Genomic DNA, 22,575 nt, shown 5'->3' with positions numbered 1-22,575 from the left:
AAAAATCTAATATCGTGGTATCATATAAGTAATCGAAAGATGACAAAAATCACTTTCGAGTTGCAGCTCATTTGAAAGGAGAGTTATTATGGCATTCAAAGTATTACAAGTAGACCACATCGGTATCGGTGTATCTGACTTGGCAGCAACAAAAGAGTTTTATAAAAACGCACTTGGTATGGAACATCTACCAGAAGATGAAGTAGTTGAAGAGCAAAAAGTAAAAGTAAGTTTCTTCCCTTGCGGAGATGCAGAACTTGAGTTCTTAGAATCTACAACTCCAGATGGCCCTATCGGTCGTTTCATCGAAAAAAATGGTGGCCGTAATGGTATCCAACACGTAGCACTTCGTGTAGACGACATCAAAGCAGCTATCGCTGATTTAAAAGCGAAAGGCGTTCAATTGATCGACGAAGAACCTCGTTACGGTGCTGGTGGATCTGCGATTGCATTCCTTCATCCAAAAGCTACTGGCGGTGTTTTATTAGAACTTTGCCAACGTATGAAATAATCAACTGTATCCGTAATAATCCTATGGAGGTGTAAAATGGCAACAGTTCAGGAAAAAATTGAATTATTGCATAAAAAGCTGTCCACTGTAAAACAAGGTGGCGGTGAAAAACGCGTAGAAAAACAACACGCTAGCGGCAAATACACTGCTCGTGAGCGTATTGAAAAATTATTCGACGAAAATAGCTTTGTTGAATTAGACCAATTCGTTAAACATCGTTGTGTTAACTTCGGTCAAGAGAAAAAAGAATTACCAGGTGAAGGTGTAGTTACTGGTTACGGTACTGTAGACGGACGTTTGGTATTTGCTTTTGCTCAAGATTTCACAGTAGAAGGTGGTTCCCTTGGGGAAATGCACGCTGCTAAAATCGTTAAAGCACAACGTATGGCAATGAAAATGGGCGCTCCTATCATCGGCATCAATGACTCCGGTGGAGCTCGTATTCAAGAAGCAGTAGACGCATTAGCTGGCTACGGTAAAATCTTCTTCGAAAACACTAACGCTTCTGGCGTTATCCCACAAATTTCCGTAATTATGGGACCATGTGCAGGTGGTGCGGTATATTCTCCGGCATTAACTGACTTCATTTACATGGTAAAAAATACATCTCAAATGTTCATCACTGGTCCAGCGGTTATCAAATCTGTAACAGCAGAAGAAGTAACAGCAGAAGACCTTGGTGGTGCAATGGCTCATAACAGTGTATCTGGTGTAGCTCACTTTGCAACAGAAAACGAAGATGATTGCTTAGCACAAATTCGTTACTTGTTGAGCTTCTTACCAAGCAACAACATGGAAGACACTCCATTAGTTGACACTGGTGATGACCCAGCTCGTGAAGATGAAGGTTTAAATACTTTACTTCCAGATAATCCCAATATGCCTTACGACATGTTTGATGTGATTCGTGCAACAGTAGATAATGGTGAATACTATGAAGTTCAACCACACTACGCACAAAATATCATTACATGTTTCGCACGTTTTGCTGGACAAAGCGTAGGTATCATTGCTAACCAACCACGCGTAATGGCAGGTTGCTTAGATATCAATGCATCCGACAAATCTTCCCGCTTTATCCGTTTCTGCGATGCTTTCAATATCCCTGTTGTAAACTTCGTTGACGTACCGGGCTTCCTACCGGGCACAAACCAAGAATGGGGCGGCATCATTCGTCACGGTGCGAAAATGTTATATGCTTACTCTGAAGCAACAGTACCTAAAATTACTGTTATCACTCGTAAAGCATATGGTGGGTCTTACCTTGCAATGTGTTCCCAAGATTTGGGTGCAGACCAAGTGTATGCATGGCCTACATCTGAAATTGCTGTAATGGGACCTGCTGGTGCAGCGAACATCATTTTCAAACGCGATGAAGATAAAGATGAAAAAACAGCTAAATACGTAGAAGAGTTTGCAACTCCATACAAAGCTGCTGAACGTGGATTCGTTGACGTGGTAATTGAACCTAAACATACTCGACCTGCTATCATCAATGCGTTAGCAATGTTGGCAAGTAAACGCGAAACCCGTGCTCCGAAAAAACACGGTAATATCCCTCTATAAACTATTTCCTAGAGGCATACTACACACTTTGCTTCTTGCATGATTCTACTATCATGGTTCTCTATTAATGAGGTGAAAGTATGACAGATAATCCGTGGCTAATTATGGCCATCAATATGACAATTGTATTCGCCGTTCTAATTTTGTTAGGCGTGCTTATGCATATTATTTATCTAGTAGATCCTACAAAAAAAAAGTCAACTAAGGCTGAGGTAGCAGAGGTACCATCAGCCACAGCTCCTAGTGTGGCAAGTACCACAACAAAACATGATGAAGTGGTTGCAGCCATTGTGGCAGCAGTATGTGCGATGGGATATTCCAAATCACAAATTGCTTCCGTAAGACCGATTGTGAGCACAGGTTGGAAATTGGACGGTAGACTGCTAGGTAGGAATGTAACCAGATAGTTTGGAGGAGAACTTAATGAATAAGACTACCAACGCACAAGCTGCAAACAAAGAAACAGAAGTTGTAGCAGCTATTGTCAGTGCTATCGTTGCTATGGGCTATTCGCAAAATCAAATTGCATCCATTCGCCCAGTAGTGTCTAATTCTTGGCGACTAGCTAGTCGTTTACAGGCCCTATAAGCTAATCTAAGCTTATGAAAAAGTTTCATTACAAATAGGTAATTCAGGAGGAAGTTATAATGAAAAAGTTCAATGTTACAGTAAACGGTACAGTTTATGAAGTAGAAGTAAATGAAGTTGGCGGCGCAGCTCCAGTAGCAGCAGCTCCTAAAGCAGCAGCTCCAGCACCTAAAGCAGCTCCAGTAGCAGCTCCAGCTCCAGCAGCGGCAGCAGATCCAGTACCAGCAGGCGCAGAAACAGTAAAATGCCCAATGCCAGGTAAAATCTTATCCGTAGCAGTTACAGCTGGTCAAGCAGTTAAAAAAGGCGATCTTCTTTGCATCTTAGAAGCTATGAAAATGCAAAACGAAATCTATGCTCCACATGATGCAACAGTAGCTGAAGTTCGTGTAGCAGCTAACCAAACTGTAGCAACTGGCGACGCTTTAGTTGTTTTAGGCTAATCATAACTTTATACTGCTTAAACTAAACCCTTCTATTACTAAAGGAGGAACTCCATATGGACGCTTTTCTTGTTGCACTCAACTCTGTTTGGGTGGATAGTGGTTTTATTGGTTTCACAATGGGTCATGGTATCATGATCCTTGTAGGAATTATCTTATTGTATTTAGCTTTTGCGAAAGGCTTTGAACCTCTATTGTTGAGTCCAATCGCATTTGGATGTATTTTGGCTAATATTCCTAATAATGGTTTCCATGAAGGTGTTATGAACTTGATTGGTTTAGGGATTAAATATGAAATTTTCCCACCTCTTATCTTCCTAGGGGTAGGTGCTATGACTGACTTCGGTCCACTCATTGCAAATCCTAAAACATTATTATTAGGTGCAGCAGCTCAAATCGGCGTATTCGTAGCTCTTGGTGGAGCGATGATGGTTGGATTTACTGCCAAACAAGCAGCAGCTATCGGTATTATCGGTGGCGCTGACGGTCCTACATCCATCTACTTAGCTTCAAAATTAGCTCCTGAGTTATTAGGTGCTATCGCAGTAGCGGCATATTCCTATATGTCCCTCGTACCATTAATTCAACCTCCGGTTATGAAGTTATTTACGACTAAAAAAGACCGTGAGATTGTAATGGAACAATTGCGTGAAGTAACTCGTTTTGAAAAAGTTGTTTTCCCGGTAGTAGCGACAATTTCCATTTCCTTGTTGTTACCACCAATCACTTCTTTATTAGGCATGTTGATGCTTGGTAATTTATTCCGTGAATCTGGTGTAACAGCTCGTTTGGCAGATACTTCTGAAAACGCTTTGATTAACACAGTAACAATCTTCTTAGCTACTGGTACTGGTCTTACAATGACAGCAGACAGTTTCTTAAATTTAGAAACCATTAAAATTATCGTATTAGGCTTAATCGCCTTCATCGGTGGCACCGCAGGTGGTGTTATCTTCGGTAAATTAATGTGCTGGGTAGATGGTGGTAAAACAAATCCATTGATCGGCTCCGCAGGTGTATCTGCCGTACCAATGGCGGCCCGCGTATCGCAAGTAGTTGGTTCACAGGCAAACCCAGCGAACTTCCTATTGATGCATGCGATGGGACCAAATGTGGCAGGTGTTATCGGTACAGCTGTAGCAGCTGGTACGATGCTTGCTATGATGAAATAATTTGTAACAGTGTCTAGGCAATCCGCCTAAGGGTTGCCTAGGCTATTACAGATACTTTTTATGATAAACTATTTAGTTTGTCTTACAGCGCTTTAGAAATACTCAGACTTTTTTCACTTTTTATTATGTATGAGGTGACGCCTATGATATTATCAGACGAAGGAAAGGTTTTTGCTTGTATTTGTATTGCGCTTTTTATTTTTATCATCACCGCACTCCTATTAGGTGAAGAGCGAAAATCTAAATGGTTTCAAAAACGAAAAACATATAGCTTTTTTCTACGCCGTGGCCTACTTGGAGAGTGGCTACATTTTGGATACCCTTGTACAGTAGAAGGGTATGGAGTAGCGGCGATTATGTTATTTCTTATTGGCCTATCTTCCTATATTATATGCGCTTGTTTTTAGAGCGTTTTGCGGCTAATAAGGAATGTATCCCTTAGGGAGGAGTTGATTCTTATGGATCCGGCTGTACAAACCTTAATTGTCCTTGGTGTAATGGCGTTATTATTTGTAACAGAAATTATTCCACTCGCAATTACTTCTATCGGTGGTGCTATGGCACTTGGTTTATTAGGTGTTATTCCAATGAAACAAGTATTTAGTGGTTTATCCGATAGTACAGTAGTTTTATTTGCAGGTATGTTTATTATTGGTGCTGCATTATTCCATACTGGTTTAGCACAAAAAATTGGTATTTCCGTTGTTAACAAAGCAGGTAAAAGTGAAAACGGTCTTATGATTGCTTTAATGCTTGTAACAGCAGGTATGTCCTCTGTGCTTTCTAACACAGGTACGGCAGCAGCGTTATTGCCAGTAGTTATTGGTATTTGTGCATCTGCTAAAATTCCAGCATCCCGTCAATTAATGCCTATGGCATTTGCTGCTGGGATTGGTGGTATCATCACATTAGTAGGTACACCTCCTAATATCATCATCAATGGTGCATTAGGCCAAGCTAAACTACCTCAATTCGGTTTCTTTGAATTTGCATGGATTGGTATTCCTTTAACAGTTGCATTTATGATCTACATGGTAACGATTGGTAAACATTTCTTACCTAAACATGATGGTAATGCAGATGCTGAAGTAGAACAAGAAGTGGATGCTAGTGAAATTTCTAACGACCCTAAAAAAATGTGGTACTCTGGTATCATCTTATTAGGCGTTGTATTATTTATGGCATTGTCTGATCCATTAAAAAGTATTGGTATTAATGTTCCTCTTCATTTAGCTGCTATCGTAGGTGCTATTTTAGCCGTTTTAGCAGGTTGCTTGAAAGAGAAACAAGCATATCAATCTATAGATTGGGTAACTATTTTCCTATTTGCAGGTATGATGCCAGTAGCAGCTGCTATGAATGATTCTGGTGCTGGTAAAATGATTGCCAATGCAGTAGTAGGTATCATGGGTGATAATCCAAGTCCTTACTTTGCAACAGCTGTATTATTTATCTTGTCTTGTGTATTAACACAATTTATGTCCAATACAGCATCTTGTGCATTGTTAGCACCAATTGGTATCTCCATTGCCCAAGCGATGGGTGCAAGCCCTCATGCAGTACTTATGGCGATTGGCGTTGCCGCATCTTGTGCATTCGCCACACCTGTAGGTACACCACCTAATACAATCGTATTAACACCTGGTAATTACAAATTTATGGATTATGTGAAAGCAGGTACTCCATTAATCGTAGTATGCTTTATTGTAAGTCTTATCATCATTCCAATGGTATGGCCTTTCAATATGCCATAATGTAACGTACGTCGTTTAGGTATAATGTAAAAATAAATAGATAATAAATAAGGACTGACTCGGAATCTTGTTTGTAAGATTTTGTAGTCAGTCCTTTTTATGAAAGGTATTAAAAGAAATATTCTAAAAGGATTGCATATACTTTTATAGCATGGTACATTAGTAATGCAAATAATCATTTAGAATAGTTAGGAGCTATTATAATAGTTTAATAAATAGTAGTTAATACTAGGTTTTATATACTAATAAGAAGGTGAATGTGTGAGACCTACATATGTAGAAATTGATACAGCACAAATACGAAGTAATTTACGAAAAATTAAGGATTGTTTACCAGAGTGGTGCACGAGTACTGCGGTGGTGAAAGCAAATGCGTATGGACATGGTAGTGTTATGGTAGGACGTATTGCCGTAGAGGAAGGGTATGAGTCGCTAGCCGTAGCTTTTCCAGAAGAGGCGATTCCTTTGCGCGAGGCAGGTATAACGGTACCTATTTATCTATTAGGTCTGACGTTGCCCCAATCCTTTGATTTAGTGATAGAAGGGCATTCTAGACCTGCTATTTGTGAATCCACAGATTTAGAAGCGTTGAATGAATGTGCTCGTCGACATGAAACAATTGTAGAGTGCGCTATTGCTGTAGATACAGGTATGCATCGTATCGGTAGTAAGCCAGAGGATGTATTAGCATTTTTAGAAACTGTAGAATCTTATGAATATTTGCGAGTAGATGGATTTTTTACACACCTAGCCAATGGCGATGCTGCGGATCAAACTCATGCCAATCAACAAGTACAACAATTTCGAGATGTGGTGGAGTTAATTCGTGCCAATCGTACTGAGGATTATCGCTTTTCTTTAGCCAATAGTGCTGGATTGTTGGCAGTAAGAGATAGTTTATTTAACGATGCTCGACCAGGTATTATTCAATATGGCATTATGCCTTCCATGGATGTGCCTAATCGATTGGGATTGAAACCAGCTTTGAGTTTATATAGTAAGGTAGTACATGTACAACATTTACCCAAAGGGTCATCTATCGGTTATGGAAGTACCTATACAACGATGGCTGAGGAAACGATCGCTACTATACCTGTGGGTTATGCCGATGGATATCCTAGAGCGTTGTCTAATAAAGGCTCTGTGCTTATCCATGGTACACGCTGTCCTATAGTAGGGCGTATCTGTATGGACCAATTTATGGTGAAAGTACCAAGTCATATTACCGTAGCTCCAGGAGATGCTGTTGTGCTATTAGGACAACAAGGACAAGAGAGTATTACAGCGCTTGAATTGGCTTATTTGGTTGGGACCATTCCTTATGAAATATTCTGTAATTTCTCAGAACGGGTGCCAAGACATTATATTTAGAGGCTATCTTGTTACACCCCCTTTTACTAGAGATATGTTGTTACACTCTCCTTTGAGCAATATAACTATAAATGTAACTACAATGATAAGATTAAGATGAATAAAAAGAATGCTCTACTTAGGTTCTCTTTGAGAGAGGTACTAGGTAGAGCATTTTTATTGTAATTTGTATGTATACTATACGTATTGTAGGCTATATAGAGTTTCTTATTTATTGGTTTTCATATATGGGAGAGCTAAATAAAGAACGTGCTGCATTTTCGATATATAAGGCTGTATTAGATTGGTTCATTGTGTATAGATGAATACCAGATACGCCTTCTGTTACAAGGTCTACGATTTGATTTAAGGCGTAAGCAAGGCCAGCATCACGAAGGGCGATTGGATCATGCTCATATTTGTCTAAAATAGCTTTAAATTTGCGTGGAATAGAGGTAGCATTACTTGTTAATAGACGCAAAGCTTGGTTGCGGTTGATGATAGGCATTACTCCGGCTAAGATTGGTACATCAATACCTGCTAAGGCGCATTTTTCTTGGAAATCGTAGAATACATTGTTATCTAAGAAAAATTGTGTGACTAATAGTTCACAGCCGGCATCTACTTTTTCTTTTAGAAATTTAATGTCCTGTAATTGATTGGGTGAGTCTGGATGTACTTCTGGATAGCAAGCGCCAGAAATTTGAAAATGCGGAGCATAGTCTTTTATAAAATGTACGAGTTCTGAAGCATATTTGAAGTCTCCTACTGGTGGTAGGTCTTCTAAAATATCACCACGAAGTGCCAGTAGCTTATGGATACCTAGTTGATCTAATTGATCAATAACGGAGCGCACTTGCTCTTTAGATAAATAAATAGCTGGTAAATGAGCTTTTGTAGGGATATGCAATGTATTTTGCACATAGTTGGATAACTTGATAGTTGTTTCTTCAATATTGCGTTGTTTATTACTGCAGGTAACAGAGATGAACTCTGGTTTTAAACTTTTTAATTCGTCTAAGACCGTAATGATTTTTTCATCGCCTACTTGTGTGTTAGGAGGGAATATTTCGTAAGATAATGTTGGTCGTTTTTGTTGTATAGTTTCGCTCATGGCTGGTTCCTTTCATATCAGTAAAACATGTTCTTATGATACCAATTTTTTTCTATATAGACCAATTCTTAATATATATAGTTTGTTATAGGTAAAAGCTATAGAATGAAATGTAATGAAAATTAGAATCTAGGGATATACATATGAAATTAGCATAGAGAAAACAGGAGAATCGTATGCTATATGTATTGGAACTTTCATTAGAAATCTATATAATAGTAGTATTCGGAATACTGCTATTGCTAGTTAGTTATAGTAGGACTTTCAGAAGAAGAGAAAAATGAGGGAATGTAATTCCTGTAGTCATAGAGTTGTGCATGTCTATTGTGCAAGAAAGGAGAAAGTGATGAGTCAATTACTAGAAGAAATTGAATCCTTGCGAGGATCCATGAAAACATTAAATGATTTTTTCTTCGACCATCCAGAACTAGGGAATGAAGAGTTTTTAGCCCATGGTAAATTAACAGATTTACTGGAAAGTGAAGGGTTTACTGTAGACCGTGAAGTGAGTGGTTTACAAACCGCATTTCGTGCTGTGTACCATGTGCAAGGAGGAGGACCGAAAATTGGGCTTCTCTGCGAATATGATGCCTTAGAAGGTTTGGGTCATGCTTGTGGGCATAATCTGCAAGGGCCTTCCATCTGTGCAGCAGCTATTGGTTTACGTCGTACCTTGCAAGTGCCAGCTACATTGGTGGTGTATGGGACACCAGCAGAGGAAACGGCATCTGGTAAATTGGTGATGGCAAAAGAAGGCGTTTTTGACGATTTAGACGTGGCTTTCATGATGCACGGCAGTGATTCTACCACGGTAGATGGCAAGTCCTTAGCGCTTAACTTGGTAAATATTAAATTCCATGGCAAATCGGCTCATGCAGCGATTGCTCCAGAAAAAGGCATCAGTGCTTTGGATGCAGTGTTGTTATTCTTTAATGGCATGGAATATCTTCGAGAACATGTGCCTACAGAAGTACGTATGCATGGGATTATTACAGATGGTGGTAAGGCAGCGAATATCGTGCCAGATTATGCGTGTACACAGTGGTATATTCGTTCCTCTAGTCGCATTCGTTTAGATGAAGTGGTGGAGCGCGTGAAACAAGTGGCTCAAGGGGCAGCCTTGCAAGTGGGAGCTACTATGGAATGGGATGAAGTAAAAGCCTATGATAACAAGGTCAATGTGCAAAGCTTAAATGATTTACTCTTAAAGAATGCGGAAATCGTAGGTGCTCCAGATATTTCAGAACCGAGAAAGGTAACTGGTTCTACTGACTTTTCCAGTGTTACGTTCCGCGTACCAGGAGCTTGTTTACGGGTTAAATTTGTAGGTAGAGGTGTGACTAGTCATTCTCAAGAATGGTTAGATAATGGGAAAACTCAATTAGCAGAGGATGCTATTATGTACGGAGCCAAGGGGATTGCTCTTACAGTAGAGGAAATTCTCACCACACCGGGCTTATTGGCTCAGATTCAAGAAGACTTTCAACGGTCGAAAGCAAATTATTAATTAGCCTATCTTCATAGGTAAAGGAGAAGTAGTTATGAATTTATTGTTGTGCGCTATCGTAATTTTAGGCGCAGGTACATTGGTGATTAAAAAGTTTAAAGCACAAACAGTATTGCTGTTAGGCGGTTTAATCATGATGCTAGGGGCGTATTTCCTTGGCTATACAACGGAGTTTGTAGATGCGAAAAAAGGAACAGGTGTGATGTTCTTTGATGCTTTTGAGTGGATTAATAATACTACTGCAAAGGATGCAGCAGGGTTGGGTCTCATGATTATGACATGTACTGGCTTTGCTAAATACATGGATCACATTGGTGCTAGCTCTCGCTTGGTTACAACTGCGATAAAACCTTTGCAAGCGATGAAAGCTCCTTATGTAGTATTATCTTTAACATTCTTATTAAATATGTTCATGTCCTTGGTAATCCCAAGCGCATCTGGTCTAGCTATGTTGATGATGGTGACCATCTTCCCTATTTTGGTGCGTTTAGGCGTAAGCCCAGTAGGGGCAGCGGCAGCGGTAGCTACTGGCCATTTGTTGGACATTGGACCAGCCTCTGCTACAAGCTTATTAGTGTCTAAAACAGTGGGCTTAGGAGTAGAAGAATACTTCGTAGGCTATCAATTGAAAGTATACATTATTTGTGGTATTGTGACAGCTATTGCGCATTACATATGGCAACAATACATGGATAAAAAATCCGGTCATGTTCCTTCCGAAGTTGTACATACAGAACTACAAGAAGAAGTAGCAGTAGGACCTCTTGCGTATTTAATATTGCCATTCTTGCCACTTGTATTTATGTTAGGATTTAGTAAATATGGTATTGCAGGCATTAAGATGAATGTTAACTTGGCTATGTTCCTAAGCTTATTCATCGCCATGATATTTGAATTGATTCGCTTGCGTGATTTCCGAAAAGTAGCTGCGTCTATTCAAACTTTCTTTAAAGGTATGGGGGACCAATTTACCAATACGGTAACGTTGATTGTAGCAGGGGAAACCTTTGCATTCGGTTTGACATCCTTAGGGATTGTGAATGAGTTTGTAGCATTCATTAAAACCTTCTCTATCCAAGCAGATATGGTGGGTGTTATCGTATCTGTGATTATCTTAGTATTGAGCATTGTTATGGGCTCTGGTGTAGCATCTATGTTTGCATTCTCACCATTAGTGCCAAATTTTGCTAAAGAATTAGGTGGTAATGCGATTACCATGCTACTAGGTATGCAAAATGCGGCCTCTGTTGGACGTTTGTTGAGCCCAATTAGTGCGGTTATGATTGCAGTAGCTGGTGTGGCAAATATTTCTAGTTTTGATTTAGTAAAACGAACTGCAGTGCCAGTATTGATTACATTCATTACCTCTACGATTTGTATTTTAATTTTCCATTAATGAGTGAAAGAGGCATAAGATAGGGATTGATTATAATTCCTAAGGATTTGATAGAAATTAAATGTTGACGATGAGTGGTCTTTTATGTATTATAGTTGTACAAGACTATTACCCCCTGAGGGTGAATAATGGAATCGTTAACAACATGAAGTACCTAACGTGTAAGTATTTGTAGCTTACTCGTTAGGTTTTTCATTCCTATGAAAGTAATGACAAAAGGGTGTACTTCATGATAGATATAGAAAAGGCCAAAACAGATGAGAATACAACAATTACAATATTTAGAAAAAATTGCAGAAAAAGGATCTATTAATGAAGCGGCTAAGGAATTATATTTATCCCAACCTAGCTTATCCAATGCGGTAAAAGAACTAGAACACGAAATGGGTGTTCAACTATTGTTGCGTACTAAGTCAGGGGTAACCTTAACCCATGATGGACGCGAATTTATGATTTATGCTCGACAAGTACTAGATCAAATTCAATTATTAGAAGAGCGATATAAATCGAATACCAAACGAAAAGAACATTTCTTTATTTCGGCTCAGCATTATGCCTTTGTGGTGCATGCTTTCGTAGAGCTTATAAAAAGTGTAGATACTGATGAATATCAATTTGGTTTGCGGGAAACAGAAACACAAAATATTTTTGAAGATTTAGCTACTTTTAAAAGCGAATTGGGTATTTTGTATTTGAATAGTTTTAATCGTCAAGTGATGGAAAAGTTATTTAAAGAGTATAAATTGACATTCTACCCATTATTTGAAGCGGAACCGCATGTATTTTTGTGTCGTGAACATCCATTAGCGAAACAAGATAAAATTACACTAGAAGAATTAGAAGATTTCCCATACTTAAGTTATGACCAAGGGGAAGATAACTCCTTCTATTTTTCAGAAGAAATTTTAAGTACTTTAGATAGAAAAATGACTATCAAAGTATCTGACCGTGCCACAATTTTTAATTTAATGGTTGGTTTGAATGGATATACTATTAGTTCTGGTATTTTGAGCCGTGAATTAAATGATGATAAGATCATCGCCATTCCTCTAGATGTAGAAGATACGATGACTATGGGTTACTTAATGCCACATATGCTAGAGCCAAGTCCCATTGCGAAAAAATATTTAAAACTCTTGAAAGAACATATTCGTAACTATGGTTTTGAAGTCATGGAATGGAAAAAGAAATAAGCTTTTGTAATAGAATATAAGTGATAGAACAGAGGTATGCTATTGTAGGCGTATCTCTGTTTTTACATGTCTAGTAGGTGCTATTGCATAGAATGGTTCTTTTGAAAAAGGAGTGAGTGATGGTAGATACTAGAAGAGTGAAGGACTGTAAGATGACGAAAGAGAGGCGAGTTAGTAGACAGTGTGTAGAGAGACGTAGGGATATAGAGAGATGTGCATATGTTAGAATGTAACGAGTCTATTGAGAATAAAAGTAGATTATATATTAAATAACTATTAGTAATGAAAAGGTGGTCTATTATGAGATGGATGCTAACTATTGCGTTAGTAAGACTGTAAAATGCGTTATAAGTATCTTATGATAACTGAAAATTATGTAAACGTGAAATGTTGTTATAGTCTGTAAATGACGTTCTATTCTTTCAGAAAACAGTTTATAATCAAGGTATAACTTTATATTCGCCTTACTGGTGCCGCAAGGCTTAATAGGGAAGCTTGGTGAAAAGCCAACACGGTCCCGCCGCTGTAAAGGGGAGCGAAACTTCATGTAACGTCACTGGGAAACTGGGAAGGCGAAGCGTAGCGAAGATCCTGAGTCAGAAGAACTGCCGTAAGAAGCATGTCGTTAGATCCGCGAGAGACGGGTAGAGATGGTTTTGCGCTAAGTGCATACGCTAAATCATAACCTACCGTTTTCCATCGAAAACGGTTTTTCTTTTATGAATGGTAGTTATATCTTTCAGTAAAAGACTAGGTAGGGTGATGAGTTATAGGGTTGGGTAGGGTATACCCATTTTCTAATTGTTTATTTTATTTTTATGAGAGCTGCAACGATTACATAAGCTATTAGAATCTCTATAATGAGGTAAATCTCACTAGAAAAGTGGTTTGAGTAAGGGAACGTATGCCTATGTGGTCAGAGAAAGGAAGCTAGACTATGGGACAAGACAAGCATCATGAACCACAAGTTCACGAAGAACAGTTTGAGCTACCAGACGTATCGTTTGATGAGTTTTCTATCCCTACCTACGAGGAGTGGAAAACGACGGTAGAAGGTATCTTAAAAGGGAAAGATTTCCAAAAAAGTATGTATACAAAAACATACGAAGGAATTACTTTACAACCAATGTATTGGTTGAGCGACCAAGAAGGATTGACTCAAAACTTGACATATCCTGGTCGTGATAGCAATTTACGGGGGGCGAAAGCTAGTGGATATATCCATACACCTTGGACAATTGCACAACGTTGTGACGGAAAAACAATTGCTGACATGCATGACATGTTACAATTTGAATTAGATAAAGGTAGCACAGCTATCAGTTTCACGCTAGATAGTGCTACACGGAAAGGACAAGATGCTACGAAAGCTGAAGCTAAGGATGTGGCTGATGTAGGGGTATCCTTGTCCACTGTAGAAGAAGTGGAAGCTTTATTAAAAGGCATGGACTTAACTACAAAAGAATTAGATATTCGTACAGGTGCTAGTAGCGTATGTTGGGCGGCTGCTTTACATGCACTTTGCGAATCCCGAGGGGTGGATGTGAAATCCTTGTCCGGTATGATTGGGGCAGATCCAATTGGTACTTTGGCACAAGACGGTCATTTACCACGCCCTATGGATGAATATTTTGACGATATGGCACATACCATTGCTTGGGCATCTGCACATGCACCACAATTACGCACAGTGTTGGTAGACACAGATGTGTACCATAATGGCGGTGGCAATGATGTACAAGAATTAGGCTTTGCTATGTCTACGGCTGTCACATATTTGCGTGAGATGGAACGCCGTGGTATCGACGTGAATACATTTGCGAAACAAATCCGTTTCCATGTCAGCGTAGGCGCTAATTTCTTCATGGAAATTGCGAAACTACGTGCTATAAAAATGGTATGGGCTCAAATTGTTGAACATTGCGGTGGTGATGAAGAAGCGAAGAAAATTAACTTGTTCGTAAGTACATCTCACTTCACACAAACTGTATTTGACCCGTATGTAAACTTATTGCGTGCTGGTTCTCAATCCTTCTCCGCAGTAGTAGGTGGTATGGATGGTATGTTTGTAAGACCTCTTGATGGCTGCATTCGTCCAAGTGATGAATTCTCTCGCCGTATTGCCCGTAATATTCAAATCATGGAGCAACAAGAGTTCAACTTCATTCAACCAGTTGACCCTGCCGGTGGTAGCTGGTACTTAGAACCATTAACACAAGAATTGACTGAAAAATCTTGGGCATTGTTCCAAGAATTAGAAGGTAAAGGTGGCATCTTAGAAACATTAGTATCTGGTGAAACGCAAGAAGCCGTGGATGCTATTTTACAAAGCCGCTTTAAAAACTTGGCAACTCGTAAAGATCGTGCCGTTGGTAGTAACATGTATCCAAATATGACGGAAGAATTACTAGAAGTACCAGTGGTAGATTTTGAGGGCTTACGCCAAGCTCGTGTAGCAGCATTAGCTAATGTGGGTACAACTGATGCAGCTGAATTAGCTCTAAAAAAACTACAAGAATCCGACTTCAGTGAAATTGGTTCTTTGGTAAGTGCTGCGTATACTGCATTAGTAGCGGGCGCTAGCTTTGGACAAGTTTTTGAAGCCTTAGCAGATGGCAGTGAAGGTATCACTGTGAAAGCAATTCTATCTCATCGTTGGACAGAACAATACGAAGAATTGCGTATGCGCACTGAAAACTTCAAAGAAACACATAATGGGGACAATGTTAAAATCTTCTTGGCTAACATGGGTCCAATTCCTCAACATAAAGCGAGAGCCGATTTCGTTACTTCTTTCATGCAAGTAGCTGAATTTGATGTGCTTACAAATGATGGATTCCCAACTGTAGACGAAGCGGTAGCAGCTGCCTTAGCATCGAATGCAGATGTGACAATCGTATGTTCCACTGACGATACATACCCAGAATTGGCACCAGCAGTGACAAAAGCAATCAAAGCCGCTCGCCCAGCTATGAAAGTATTCTTGGCAGGGGCTCCATCTCCAGAGTTGAAAGAACTTTGCGATGCAGCAGGCATGGATGATTATATTAGTGTACGCTCCAATTGCTATCAAACATTATTAGCAATGCAACGCGAGAAAGGAATGATGTAGATGATTCCGGATTTTAGAAATATTCCTTTTACAGCTGCTAGCCCAAAAGCATCCGATTTCGATGCATGGAAAGAGCAATTACAAGCTGAAACTGGCAAGTCCTATGATGACAACTTCATTCGTACTATGGAACAAATCGATGTGGGTCCTGTGTATGATGCCTCCATTTATGATCAATGTAACCATTTACAATATGTAGCGGGTATTCCTCCGTATCTTCGTGGACCATATGGCACAATGTATGTACAACGTCCTTGGACAGTACGTCAGTATGCAGGTTTCTCCACAGCGGAAGAATCCAATGCCTTTTACCGTCGTAACTTAGCGGCTGGTCAAAAAGGTTTGTCTATCGCCTTCGACTTGGCCACTCACCGTGGTTATGACTCTGACCACCCTCGTGTAGTCGGTGACGTTGGTAAAGCCGGCGTTGCGGTAGACTCCATTCTAGATATGGAAATCTTGTTCTCTGGTATCCCATTGGACCAAATGTCTGTATCTATGACAATGAACGGCGCCGTATTACCAGTTATGGCCTTCTATATCTTAGCTGGTGAAGAGCAAGGCGTAGATAAATCTGTTATGGCAGGTACGATCCAAAATGATATTTTGAAAGAGTTCATGGTGCGTAATACTTACATTTATCCACCAGCAGCTTCCATGCGTATTATTGGTGATATCTTTGCCTACACATCTAAATACATGCCTAAATTCAATAGTATTTCCATTTCTGGTTACCATATGCAAGAAGCAGGTGCTACAGCGGATATCGAATTAGGTTACACATTGGCTGACGGATTAGAATACTTGCGTACTGGTGTAGCAGCGGGTCTTACAGTTGACCAATTCGCACCGCGCTTATCTTTCTTCTGGGCGATGGGTAAAAACTATTTCATGGAAATTGCTAAAATGCGTGCAGGCCGTATGTTATGGGCTAAAATTGTTAAATCCTTTGGTCCGAAAAATGTTAAATCTATGGCATTGCGTACGCACTCCCAAACATCTGGTTGGTCTTTAACAGAACAAGATCCATTCAATAACATCACTCGTACATGTATCGAAGCGATGGCAGCAGCCTTGGGGCATACGCAATCCTTGCATACGAACGCTCTTGACGAAGCGATTGCATTGCCTACAGACTTCTCCGCTCGTATTGCTCGTAATACGCAATTGTATATCCAAGATGAAACGAATGTATGTAAAGTTATTGACCCATGGGGCGGTTCTTACTATGTAGAATTCTTGACTAACCAATTGATCCGTAAAGCTTGGGCTCATATCCAAGAAGTTGAAGCTTTGGGTGGTATGTCTAAAGCGATTGATACAGGTCTTCCAAAAATGCGTATCGAAGAAGCGGCAGCTCGTCGCCAAGCGCACATTGACTCTGGCAGTGAAAAAATTGTCGGTGTTAACTACTTGCGTCTCGATAAAGAAGATCCACTAGATATCTTAGAAGTTGATAATACAGCTGTACGTTTAGCACAGATCGAACGATTGAAAACATTGCGTGCTAATCGTGATAACGATAAAGTACGCAGCTGTTTGGATGCCATTACAAAAGCGATGGAAACAGGAGAAGGAAACTTGCTTGAATTAGCCGTAGAAGCAGCTCGTGCTCGTGCCTCTAAAGGTGAAATCTCTGATGCAGTAGAAAAAGTATGTGGCCGTCATAAAGCGATTATTCGCTCTATTTCTGGTGTATACAGCAGCGAATTCAGCGATGACGATGTGATCACAGAAGTGCGTAGCATGACTGAAAAATTTGAAGAAAAACATGGTCGCCGTCCTCGTATTTTCGTAGCGAAAATGGGTCAAGATGGTCATGACCGCGGAGCTAAGGTAATTTCTACAGCCTTCGCAGATATGGGCTATGACGTAGATATCGGACCTTTATTCCAAACTCCAGAAGAAGCAGCGAAAGATGCCGTAGATAATGACGTACATATCGTAGGTATGAGTTCCTTAGCAGCAGGTCATAAAACATTGATGCCTCAATTATGTGAAGAACTTAAAAAATTAGGCCGTGAAGATATTATGGTAGTTATCGGTGGCGTTATTCCAGCTCAAGATTACGATTATCTCTATGAGCATGGTGCCGCAGCAATCTTTGGACCTGGTACAATCATTCCAGTATGTGCTAAAAAAGTTCTCGAATTATTAGAAGAACGCTTAGAAGAGGAAGAATAATCTAATTAGACGATTCTATACTCGCATATAAGTAAGACATGACACGTAGTCAGTGCCTCGTGCTACTTTGTAGCTGGCTACTGATTGCGTGTTTGTCATATTCGAATCGGTGAAAGGAGGGTGTCTTATGAGTGATGATACCTATAAGCCTTCTTGGGTTCCTGAGGAGAAAGATGATAAATTTGCATGCCGTGTCATGCGTGGCGTAGATGGTGGTCATGATGGTATGGATGAACATACGAATGCACCGCAAAAACCGGTAGCCCCTAAGGTGGTCAAACGGAAAAAATTGACCGTCGATGACTATGTGGAAGGCGTACTGGCAGGTAATCGTATGATTTTATCCCGTGCCATCACATTAATTGAAAGTAACGCAGCAGCTCATTTTGAAATGGCACAACAAGTTATCCAACGCTTGTTACCATACACAGGCAAATCCACCCGTGTAGGAATTACAGGGGTGCCTGGGGCTGGTAAATCGACCTTAATTGAAGCGCTAGGCACAAAACTATGCCAAAACGGTCATAAAGTAGCGGTTCTTGCTGTGGATCCATCGAGTACAGTGACCGGCGGTTCTATCCTAGGGGATAAAACGCGGATGGAACAACTTTCACGAGAGCCGAATGCATTCATTCGTCCATCCCCATCAGGAGGGACACTGGGCGGTTTAACCCGTAAAAGTAGAGAAACCTTGCTATTATGTGAGGCCGCTGGGTATGATACGATTTTAGTAGAAACCGTAGGGGTTGGTCAAAGTGAAACCACAGTACGCTCCATGGTCGACTTCTTCTTACTCGTTGTATTGACTGGTGCTGGAGATGAATTGCAAGGCATGAAAAAAGGTGTTATGGAATTAGCCGATGCTATTGTGGTGAATAAAGCCGATGGAGATAACTTGCAACGGGCTAAAGTGACTCGTCAAGAATACGAACGTATTTTATGGTTTATTCGTGATGCCACGGAACAGTGGACAACTCATGCGTACACGTGCTCTGCCTATACAGGAGACGGTATTATGGAATTGTGGCAAGGTGTGATTGAAACATTCATGGAACAATGTAAAGGTAATGGAGTGCTACAAGCACGTCGCCGTGACCAAACCTTATCGTGGGTATACTCCATGGTGGAAGAACATTTGCAAAACTTGTTCTATCGAGCTCCAGAGATTGTGGCGTGTCGAGGTGGCATTGAAGACGCCGTTGTAGAAGGTCGTTTGACACCGACGTTAGCAGTACAACAGTTCATTACTACTTTCACACAAACAGCCTTGGGAGAACAAGCTAAAAATGTTCCGTTATTTGAACTGAAATAACATAGAAACAGGAGGGGAAACTCTCCTGTTTTCTGCTATTGTGGTCAAAATCCTAGTAGTTTTTTGGGTATATGGATTTTGAAAGATATAATATGAAAAATATATAATAAAAATCTACATGTGTGACAAAAGTAACATAAAAATGACATAAATGTATATTCTAAGTGGATGCGTAAAATTTTACTAGAACTTAAAAGAATAGGAAAATAAATGGCATATTTATTTATTTTCACAAGTCTGAATATTTGTTATAATATGACGGAAAGTTAATGAATACATAACTAGTATTGTTTACACTATGTGAGGTGCATAATAATGAGTTTCGAAAGTCGATTCCAACATCTTGATCGCCGTGCCCCTATTGCTGAGGATAATGTGGCGATTATTCATGATTTAGAAAAATGTAAGAACTGTACTCTATGTCGTAAAGCATGTGCTGACACTATGAGCGTACTTGACTATTATGATTTAGAAGCAACAGGAGATAATCCTATTTGTATCCAATGTGGTCAATGTGCGGTAATTTGCCCATTTGGTGCAATGTACGAACGTACAGAATTAGATAAAGTAAAAGAAGCTATTGCAGATCCAGAGAAAATCGTAGTTATCCAAACAGCGCCAGCTGTTCGTGTGTCTATCGGTGAAGAATTTGGATTTGAGCCTGGTACATACCAAGAAGGCAAAATGGTAGGTGCTCTTCGTGCGTTAGGTGCTGACTATGTAGTTGATACTAACTTCGGTGCGGACTTAACTATCATGGAAGAAGCAAACGAACTATTAGAACGTAAATTACATGGTACAGGTCCATTGCCACAATTTACTAGCTGTTGTCCAGCATGGGTAAAATTCTGTGAAACATTCTTCCCAGAATATGTACCTCATATTTCTTCCGCTCGTAGTTGTATTGCTATGGAATCTGCTATGGTAAAAACATATTTTGCAAAAAATATGAACATTGATCCTAAGAAAATTGTATCCGTGTCTGTCGCTCCTTGTACTGCTAAAAAAGCGGAAATTCGTCGTCCTGAGCAAAACAATGCGTCTCGTTACACTGGCGAAGACTTAGGCCCAGATACAGATATCTGTATCACTACACGTGAGTTTGCACAATGGATTCGTGAAGCAGAATTAGATTTTGCTGCAGTAGAAGACTCTGCATACGATAAATTCATCGGTGCTGCTACTGGTGGCGGTGTTATCTTCGGTAATACTGGTGGTGTTATGGAAGCAGCGATGCGTGCATCCTACAAATTCATCACTGGTGATGAACCATCTCCAGCTCCACTTCTTAACTTAACAGATGTGCGTGGTATGGACGGTGTGAAAGAAGCAAGCGTAGAAATCGGTGGACATACCATCAACGTGGCTGTGTGTCATGGTGGTAAAAACATCCGTGAATTCTTGAACGAATTGAAAGCATCTGGTAAAACATATGATTTCATTGAAATGATGGCATGCCCAGGCGGCTGTATCGGCGGTGGTGGACAACCACGTGCTAAATTACCAGTGGCTAATAAAGTAAAAGGTGAACGTATTGAAGGTCTTTATAATTGGGACTCCAACATGAAGCTTCGTTCTTCTTATGAAAACCCTGAAATTAAAGATGCCTACGCTAATTTCTTGGAAAAACCATTAGGGCATATTGCTCATGAGTTGTTACATACTACCTATGTAGATCGCAGCGGTGATTTAGGCGCTCGTAAAGACGTGACTCCTGAAACATGTCCAACATCTCCAAAATTTAAAAAGCCGGAATAATTTAGTTAGTAACTTCAACTCCGGTGAGTCAGCGAATGTGTAAGTTGGTTTGCTGCTGAACGAAGTTATTATATAGTCATCTAAGCATGACAACATACTGCAAGACGAAAAGACTCTTATGGGGATCATCCCGTAAGAGTCTTTTCTATTCTATATATACTCTTGTACATTTTCCGTGTTGGGTGTATAATAGTTTTTATCTAAAATACAAATCAGTGAGTATTCATATAATGTGAAGGGCTAGAAGGATAGATATACGTATACTTTCACGGCTTTCACAGGTATGAAATAGTAGGAGGACAGTATGGCAAAGATTGATATGAATAATTTAGATTTTAGTTATAAAGAAACGCCATTCCGTTATGTGTCTAATTTCAAGGATGGTCAATGGGATGAAGGCGGTTTGACGGATGAGGCGAATATTGTCCTCAATGAATGTGCTGGTGTATTCCAATATGCGCAAACAATTTTTGAAGGTTTGAAAGCGTATTACACGAAGGATGGTCATATTGTGTGTTTCCGTCCAGATTTAAATGCACAGCGTTTGCATGATTCTGCAAAATATCTTGTGATGCAACCATTTCCAACGGATCGTTTTATCGAGGCTGTGAAAGAAGTAGTAAAAGCGAACCAAGACTTTGTTCCTCCATACAGCACGGGTGGTAGTTTGTATCTTCGTCCATTCTTGATGGGTACGAACAGTGTTATCGGTGTTAAACCGGCAGATGAGTTCCAATTCCGTATTTTTGGTACTCCAGTAGGGGATTATTTCAAAGGCGGTGTGAAGCCATTAAAAATCCAAATTTCCGATTTTGACCGTGCAGCACCACATGGTACAGGTCATATTAAAGCGGGTTTGAACTATGCTATGAGCTTGCATGCTCTAGAAGCAGCCCATGAAGCAGGGTATGCAGAGAATATGTATTTGGATCCACAAACTCGTACAAAAGTAGAAGAAACTGGTGGAGCGAACTTTATTTTCATCACGAAAGATGGCAAATTAGTAACGCCTAAATCCGATAGTATTCTTCCATCGATTACACGTCGTTCCTTGATGTATGTAGCTGAACATTATTTGGGCATGACCGTAGAACATCGTGAAGTGTATAAAGAAGAATTGAAAGACTTTGCTGAATGTGGTCTTTGCGGTACAGCGGCTGTTATTTCTCCTGTTGGCATGGTGCATACAAAAGAAGAAGATATCTTCTTCCCAAGCGGCATGGATGAAATGGGACCAACATTAACAAAATTGCGCGAAACATTACTTGGCATTCAACATGGTGAAATCGAAGCACCAGAAGGCTGGATTGTTCGCATCGTATAATAGAATACTTTTACAATGACGTAAACGCATGGTTACCTTGGGGTAGCTATGCGTTTTTGTATATTCCTATATAGGGAGATATGAAAGTAGTATGAGATGGTCCAAATTTAAGAATACATGTATACATAAGTAATGTGTATTGAAATATACAATAATTTTTGCTAGTATAATATACAGTTCTATATTCTATAGAATAATAACTATTATATATAACTGATATACACTGAAGTTATGTATTAAGATAAGAATCTAATTCTTACAGAAGAAAGATCAAAAAGGTACATACTCATC

General features: G+C 39.8%; 18 protein-coding genes and 1 riboswitch. Of the genes, 17 read left to right on the top strand and 1 reads right to left on the bottom strand.

All coding sequences use genetic code 11. The features are described 5' to 3' along the window. Positions 1–88 precede the first annotated feature (88 nt). From mce to alr, 9 genes are all read left to right on the top strand, one after another. Positions 89–511, top strand: coding sequence for a methylmalonyl-CoA epimerase (gene mce / locus EO112_RS03565; protein WP_009352819.1), 423 nt, complete (start codon positions 89–91; stop codon positions 509–511). Positions 512–547: 36 nt separating this feature from the next. Continuing rightward, positions 548–2,077, top strand: a complete 1,530-nt coding sequence (locus tag EO112_RS03560) for a carboxyl transferase domain-containing protein (protein WP_127162937.1) — start codon at positions 548–550, stop codon at positions 2,075–2,077. 80 nt (positions 2,078–2,157) lie between these two features. Further along, entirely contained in the window at positions 2,158–2,484 is a 327-nt protein-coding gene (locus EO112_RS03555; RefSeq protein ID WP_062401065.1) for an OadG family protein, read from the top strand. Positions 2,485–2,500: 16 nt separating this feature from the next. After that, positions 2,501–2,665 (top strand): hypothetical protein, encoded by a 165-nt coding sequence (locus tag EO112_RS08265; protein WP_009352831.1) that lies wholly within the window; start codon positions 2,501–2,503, stop codon positions 2,663–2,665. Positions 2,666–2,724: 59 nt separating this feature from the next. Further along, on the top strand, positions 2,725–3,108 hold the full coding sequence (locus EO112_RS03550) for a biotin/lipoyl-containing protein (protein WP_127162935.1): 384 nt from the start codon (positions 2,725–2,727) through the stop codon (positions 3,106–3,108). A gap of 56 nt (positions 3,109–3,164) precedes the next feature. Beyond that, entirely contained in the window at positions 3,165–4,280 is a 1,116-nt protein-coding gene (locus EO112_RS03545) for a sodium ion-translocating decarboxylase subunit beta (RefSeq protein ID WP_127162933.1), read from the top strand. Between the two features lie 143 nt (positions 4,281–4,423). Next, positions 4,424–4,687 carry a hypothetical protein gene (locus EO112_RS03540; RefSeq protein ID WP_127068872.1) on the top strand — a complete coding sequence of 88 codons (264 nt, stop codon included), beginning with the start codon at positions 4,424–4,426 and terminating at the stop codon, positions 4,685–4,687. Between the two features lie 51 nt (positions 4,688–4,738). Then, on the top strand, positions 4,739–6,034 hold the full coding sequence (locus EO112_RS03535; protein ID WP_127162931.1) for an SLC13 family permease: 1,296 nt from the start codon (positions 4,739–4,741) through the stop codon (positions 6,032–6,034). Between the two features lie 261 nt (positions 6,035–6,295). Beyond that, entirely contained in the window at positions 6,296–7,405 is a 1,110-nt protein-coding gene (gene alr / locus EO112_RS03530) for an alanine racemase (RefSeq protein WP_126941054.1), read from the top strand. 211 nt (positions 7,406–7,616) lie between these two features. Here alr and metF read toward each other — a convergent pair whose 3' ends face one another. After that, positions 7,617–8,498 carry a methylenetetrahydrofolate reductase [NAD(P)H] gene (gene metF, locus EO112_RS03525; RefSeq protein ID WP_127061809.1) on the bottom strand — a complete coding sequence of 294 codons (882 nt, stop codon included), beginning with the start codon at positions 8,496–8,498 and terminating at the stop codon, positions 7,617–7,619. A 346-nt stretch (positions 8,499–8,844) separates the two neighbouring features. Between metF and EO112_RS03520 the strand changes: the two genes are divergently transcribed. The 8 genes from EO112_RS03520 to EO112_RS03485 all read left to right on the top strand — a co-directional run bounded on the left by EO112_RS03520 (position 8,845) and on the right by EO112_RS03485 (position 22,284). Next, positions 8,845–10,005: a M20 family metallopeptidase gene (locus EO112_RS03520; protein WP_126941056.1), complete on the top strand. Its 1,161-nt coding sequence runs from the start codon at positions 8,845–8,847 to the stop codon at positions 10,003–10,005. Positions 10,006–10,039: 34 nt separating this feature from the next. Further along, positions 10,040–11,401, top strand: a complete 1,362-nt coding sequence (gene dcuC / locus EO112_RS03515; RefSeq protein WP_126941057.1) for a C4-dicarboxylate transporter DcuC — start codon at positions 10,040–10,042, stop codon at positions 11,399–11,401. A gap of 257 nt (positions 11,402–11,658) precedes the next feature. After that, entirely contained in the window at positions 11,659–12,594 is a 936-nt protein-coding gene (locus EO112_RS03510) for a LysR family transcriptional regulator (RefSeq protein WP_127162929.1), read from the top strand. A 451-nt stretch (positions 12,595–13,045) separates the two neighbouring features. Beyond that, a riboswitch (cobalamin riboswitch) is annotated at positions 13,046–13,222 on the top strand. 309 nt (positions 13,223–13,531) lie between these two features. Next, entirely contained in the window at positions 13,532–15,706 is a 2,175-nt protein-coding gene (locus EO112_RS03505) for a methylmalonyl-CoA mutase family protein (protein WP_127162926.1), read from the top strand. After that, the gene (scpA, locus tag EO112_RS03500; protein ID WP_062401047.1) at positions 15,707–17,890 is read left to right on the top strand and encodes a methylmalonyl-CoA mutase; all 2,184 of its coding nucleotides are present in this window, start codon (positions 15,707–15,709) and stop codon (positions 17,888–17,890) included. A 127-nt stretch (positions 17,891–18,017) separates the two neighbouring features. Continuing rightward, complete coding sequence (gene meaB, locus EO112_RS03495) at positions 18,018–19,202, top strand: methylmalonyl Co-A mutase-associated GTPase MeaB (protein ID WP_127162924.1); 1,185 nt, start codon at positions 18,018–18,020, stop codon at positions 19,200–19,202. A gap of 315 nt (positions 19,203–19,517) precedes the next feature. Continuing rightward, complete coding sequence (locus tag EO112_RS03490; protein WP_127162922.1) at positions 19,518–20,960, top strand: [FeFe] hydrogenase, group A; 1,443 nt, start codon at positions 19,518–19,520, stop codon at positions 20,958–20,960. Between the two features lie 304 nt (positions 20,961–21,264). Beyond that, entirely contained in the window at positions 21,265–22,284 is a 1,020-nt protein-coding gene (locus EO112_RS03485; protein ID WP_009352867.1) for a branched-chain amino acid aminotransferase, read from the top strand. Positions 22,285–22,575 lie beyond the last annotated feature (291 nt).

The organism is Veillonella sp. VA141 (genome assembly GCF_003992175.1).
GTDB lineage: Bacteria > Bacillota > Negativicutes > Veillonellales > Veillonellaceae > F0422.
This window is presented reverse-complemented; position numbering and strand designations above follow the sequence as displayed.

What these genes read in the sequence shown, in the direction of transcription:
- mce (WP_009352819.1), top strand. Translation starts at nt 89, where the DNA reads ATGGCATTCAAAGTATTACAAGTAGACCACATCGGTATCGGTGTATCT.
- EO112_RS03560 (WP_127162937.1), top strand. Translation starts at nt 548, where the DNA reads ATGGCAACAGTTCAGGAAAAAATTGAATTATTGCATAAAAAGCTGTCC.
- EO112_RS03555 (WP_062401065.1), top strand. Translation starts at nt 2,158, where the DNA reads ATGACAGATAATCCGTGGCTAATTATGGCCATCAATATGACAATTGTA.
- EO112_RS08265 (WP_009352831.1), top strand. Translation starts at nt 2,501, where the DNA reads ATGAATAAGACTACCAACGCACAAGCTGCAAACAAAGAAACAGAAGTT.
- EO112_RS03550 (WP_127162935.1), top strand. Translation starts at nt 2,725, where the DNA reads ATGAAAAAGTTCAATGTTACAGTAAACGGTACAGTTTATGAAGTAGAA.
- EO112_RS03545 (WP_127162933.1), top strand. Translation starts at nt 3,165, where the DNA reads ATGGACGCTTTTCTTGTTGCACTCAACTCTGTTTGGGTGGATAGTGGT.
- EO112_RS03540 (WP_127068872.1), top strand. Translation starts at nt 4,424, where the DNA reads ATGATATTATCAGACGAAGGAAAGGTTTTTGCTTGTATTTGTATTGCG.
- EO112_RS03535 (WP_127162931.1), top strand. Translation starts at nt 4,739, where the DNA reads ATGGATCCGGCTGTACAAACCTTAATTGTCCTTGGTGTAATGGCGTTA.
- metF (WP_127061809.1), bottom strand. Translation starts at nt 8,498, where the DNA reads ATGAGCGAAACTATACAACAAAAACGACCAACATTATCTTACGAAATA.
- EO112_RS03520 (WP_126941056.1), top strand. Translation starts at nt 8,845, where the DNA reads ATGAGTCAATTACTAGAAGAAATTGAATCCTTGCGAGGATCCATGAAA.
- dcuC (WP_126941057.1), top strand. Translation starts at nt 10,040, where the DNA reads ATGAATTTATTGTTGTGCGCTATCGTAATTTTAGGCGCAGGTACATTG.
- EO112_RS03510 (WP_127162929.1), top strand. Translation starts at nt 11,659, where the DNA reads ATGAGAATACAACAATTACAATATTTAGAAAAAATTGCAGAAAAAGGA.
- EO112_RS03505 (WP_127162926.1), top strand. Translation starts at nt 13,532, where the DNA reads ATGGGACAAGACAAGCATCATGAACCACAAGTTCACGAAGAACAGTTT.
- scpA (WP_062401047.1), top strand. Translation starts at nt 15,707, where the DNA reads ATGATTCCGGATTTTAGAAATATTCCTTTTACAGCTGCTAGCCCAAAA.
- meaB (WP_127162924.1), top strand. Translation starts at nt 18,018, where the DNA reads ATGAGTGATGATACCTATAAGCCTTCTTGGGTTCCTGAGGAGAAAGAT.
- EO112_RS03490 (WP_127162922.1), top strand. Translation starts at nt 19,518, where the DNA reads ATGAGTTTCGAAAGTCGATTCCAACATCTTGATCGCCGTGCCCCTATT.
- EO112_RS03485 (WP_009352867.1), top strand. Translation starts at nt 21,265, where the DNA reads ATGGCAAAGATTGATATGAATAATTTAGATTTTAGTTATAAAGAAACG.